3 protein-coding genes and 1 pseudogene are annotated in these 2,956 nt (G+C 68.1%); 3 read left to right on the top strand and 1 reads right to left on the bottom strand.

Annotated elements, in window-relative coordinates:
* Positions 1-831: pseudogene (locus ACEN88_RS28135) on the top strand (glycosyl hydrolase); the annotation flags it as partial.
* Here ACEN88_RS28135 and ACEN88_RS28130 read toward each other — a convergent pair.
* Positions 828-1,229: a hypothetical protein gene (locus tag ACEN88_RS28130; protein WP_413344959.1), complete on the bottom strand. Its 402-nt coding sequence runs from the start codon at positions 1,227-1,229 to the stop codon at positions 828-830. The pseudogene ACEN88_RS28135 and the gene ACEN88_RS28130 sit on opposite strands and share 4 nt — an antisense overlap.
* Before the next feature lie 180 nt (positions 1,230-1,409).
* On the opposite strand from ACEN88_RS28130, the gene ACEN88_RS28125 reads away from it, so the two are divergent.
* Positions 1,410-2,702: a cyanophycinase gene (locus ACEN88_RS28125; protein WP_413344957.1), complete on the top strand. Its 1,293-nt coding sequence runs from the start codon at positions 1,410-1,412 to the stop codon at positions 2,700-2,702.
* Positions 2,702-2,956: alternative ribosome rescue aminoacyl-tRNA hydrolase ArfB (gene arfB, locus ACEN88_RS28120; protein WP_413344955.1), on the top strand; the 255-nt coding region annotated here is incomplete at its 3' end. The genes ACEN88_RS28125 and arfB, both read left to right, overlap by 1 nt.

The raw sequence follows: 2,956 nt of genomic DNA, 5'->3' as shown, positions 1-2,956 counted from the left end.
GCGGCGAAGGACCTGCGCCTGCCCGCGTTCGAACCGTTCGACAAGGCGAACCGCTACATCGAGGTCTTCGACCGCGGCGCCGCGCCGGTGGCCTGGACCGCGCGTGCCGAGCAGCCGTGGATCGTGCTGGGCGAATCGTCCGGCACGACGGACAAGTCGAAGCGGATCACCGTCGACGTGCGCTGGGACCAGGTGCCGGCGGGCGCGACGTCCGGCCGCGTGCTGGTGACCGGTCCGGATGGCCAGCGGGCCGCCGTGGAAGTCCCGCTGCGCCACGCGGACCAGCGCGGTACGAAGGTCGCCGGCTTCGTGGAGACGGGCGGCACGGTCGCCATCGAGGCGGAACACTATAGCCGCGCGCTGGCCCCTGCCGGGCGCGAATGGCTGCGCGTACCGGGCCTGGGCCGCACGCTGTCCGGCATGACCACGCTGCCGGTGGACGCGCCCGCGCTGGCGCCGGCGGACGGCATGCGGCTCGAGTACGACGTCTACCTGTTCGAACCGGGCAAGGTGAACGTGCAGGCGACGCTGGCGCCCACGCTGAAATTCCGGCCGGGAGCGGGTTTCCGCTATGCCGTCTCCATCGACGACGAGGCGCCGCGCATCGTCGACGTGCATGCGGATGCATCGCTGCAGCATTGGGAGAAGATCGTCACGGACGGCGTCGCGCAGTTCACGACGGCGCACGAGGTGAAGGCGCCGGGACGCCACACGCTGAAATTCTGGGCGCTGGATCCGGGACTCGTGCTGCAACGCGTCGTGATCGACGCGGGCGGTCTGAAGCCGAGCTATCTCGGCCCGCAGGAAAGCCCGCTGGTCAAGGCTGATTAATCGGAATGGGCGACGCGCAGCCCGCCCTTGCGGTCGGGCAGCCACACTTCGGCGAGGTCGGAGCTGACGTCGAAGAAGCCCAGTTCGTGCTTTGCCGCCAGGCGGTGCACGGCTTCCCAGGCCGCGTCGATCCGGTCCCAGTCGAGGAACGACATGTAGATGACCGTCTTGCCGACGGTGTAGTCGGTGCCGGTTTCAGGGTCCTCGGCGCCGGCCGGTGCGGGCGGGAACTCGGCCGCAAGCGCCGCGTAAAAGGCTTGCAGCGCGGGTGTGGCCACCCGCGGGTCGTCGTAGCCGTGGTCCTCCGCCCATTCTGTCTGTTGCTCGTACCAGTCGAGGAAGGCGGGCCGTTTGGCCGGGGCGGCGTCGGGGGCGAACACCATCAGGTCGAAACTCATCGTACGGTTCTCTCAAGGCGGTTCATTGGTCAGGCATGACGATACACGCCGCCCGCGTGTGGTGCAAATGCCGAAAATCCGGCAGTCCCTTAGCGAAGCTGGTTCCGGCGGTGCAAAAAAGATAATATGCTGAGCCTGCCATAGCCAGCCGTTCCGAACCCACCGCCCATTGGAGCCTACATGACTTCCACGCTGAAATCCAAGGCCGCCCCTGCATTGCTCGCCCGCTCTTTGCTCGCCATCGCTGCGCTGCTCGCCGCCGAGGCGGCGCACGCCGGTCCCAAATATACGTACAGCTACGTGGGCAACCCGGCCGCGCCCGTACGTGCAAAACCGGTGTCGTGCTGGCAGGCGGTCTGTACGCCGTCCGTCGTGCTGATGGGCGGCGGCTACGACGTGGCCGAGGCGTTCCGCTGGATGATCGCGCAGGCCGGCATCACGAGGGCCACCGGCGGCCGCTTCGTCATCCTCCGCGCGACGGGCAGCGATGCGTACAACCCGTACGTCTACAGCCGCCTCGGCACGGTCGATACGACGACGAGCCGCAATTACGAGATGGTCGGCGGCCTCGATCTGGGCGTGACCTCGGTGGAGACCCTCGTGATCCCGAGCCGCACCGCGGCCGCGGATCCGTTCGTGCTGGACGTGATCTCGAAAGCGAGTGCCATCTTCATCGCCGGCGGCGACCAGGCCGATTATTACCAGTACTGGCAAAGCACGCCGCTGGCTGCCGCGCTGCAGCGCGCCGTCGACGCGGGCATCCCGATCGGCGGCACGAGCGCCGGCAATGCGATGCTGGGCCAGTATGCGTTCGCGGCGTTGAACGACACCGTCACGTCGGACGAGGCGCTGGCCAATCCGTTCAACCGCTACATGACGATCGATCCGCTCAACACGTCGTCCGGCAAATTCATCCAGACGGGGAGCTTCATCAGCATCTCAGGCCTGGAAAAGACGATCACCGACGACCACTTCAATACGCGCGACCGCCTGGGCCGGCTGATCGGCTTCGTCTCGCGCATCGGCGACGGCTGCCCCGGCGGCGTCGAGCGGTTCGACCAGGTGCTGGGCATCGGCGTCGACGAGGAGACGGCCGTGCTTGTGTCCGGGCCGCGCGGCAGCGTCAAGGCGCAGATGGTCGCCAATCCGTACAACCAGGAAAACACGACGGCACCGTACGCGCCGCAGAACTCCGCTTACTTCACGAAGCTCGCGCGCACGCCGGCGCAGTGCGCCGCGAAGAAGACGCTGGACATCAACAGCGGCGTGCAGGTCTACCGCCTGAGCGCGCAGGTGGCGCAGCCGTCCCCGTATCCGTCGGCGCCGCAGTACAGCTTCAGGACGAACGCGACGTTCAACCTGTCGAGCTGGACGCAGCAGACGCCGACGACCTATGCCGACGGCTCGTCGCTGAATGGTCCGTTCGTGTACGGCACCGCGGGCGGCGCGATCCTGGGCACCCAGGTCCGCTGATGCCCGTGCGCCCGCCCGTCGCAATCGATCCGGACGAGGTCGAGTTCAGCGCGATCCGTGCGCAGGGGCCGGGCGGGCAGAACGTGAACAAGGTGTCGAATGCGGTGCAGGCGCGCTTCGACATCGGCGCCTCCTCGCTGCCTTCGGACGTGAAGGAGCGCCTGCGCGCGCTGCCGGACGCGCGCATCACGCGCGACGGCGTCGTCGTCATCAAGGCGCAGTCCGCGCGCAGCCTCGAGCGCAACCGCGCGGAC

The sequence above is a fragment of the Massilia sp. CT11-108 genome, from assembly GCF_047302915.1.
GTDB lineage: Bacteria > Pseudomonadota > Gammaproteobacteria > Burkholderiales > Burkholderiaceae_D > Telluria > Telluria orientalis.
The sequence above is the reverse complement of the archived record's forward strand: the minus strand, read 5'-3'. Positions and strand labels throughout refer to the sequence as shown.

Coding starts and splice junctions, on each gene's coding strand:
- ACEN88_RS28130 (WP_413344959.1), bottom strand. CDS start 1,229: ATGAGTTTCGACCTGATGGTGTTCGCCCCCGACGCCGCCCCGGCCAAA.
- ACEN88_RS28125 (WP_413344957.1), top strand. CDS start 1,410: ATGACTTCCACGCTGAAATCCAAGGCCGCCCCTGCATTGCTCGCCCGC.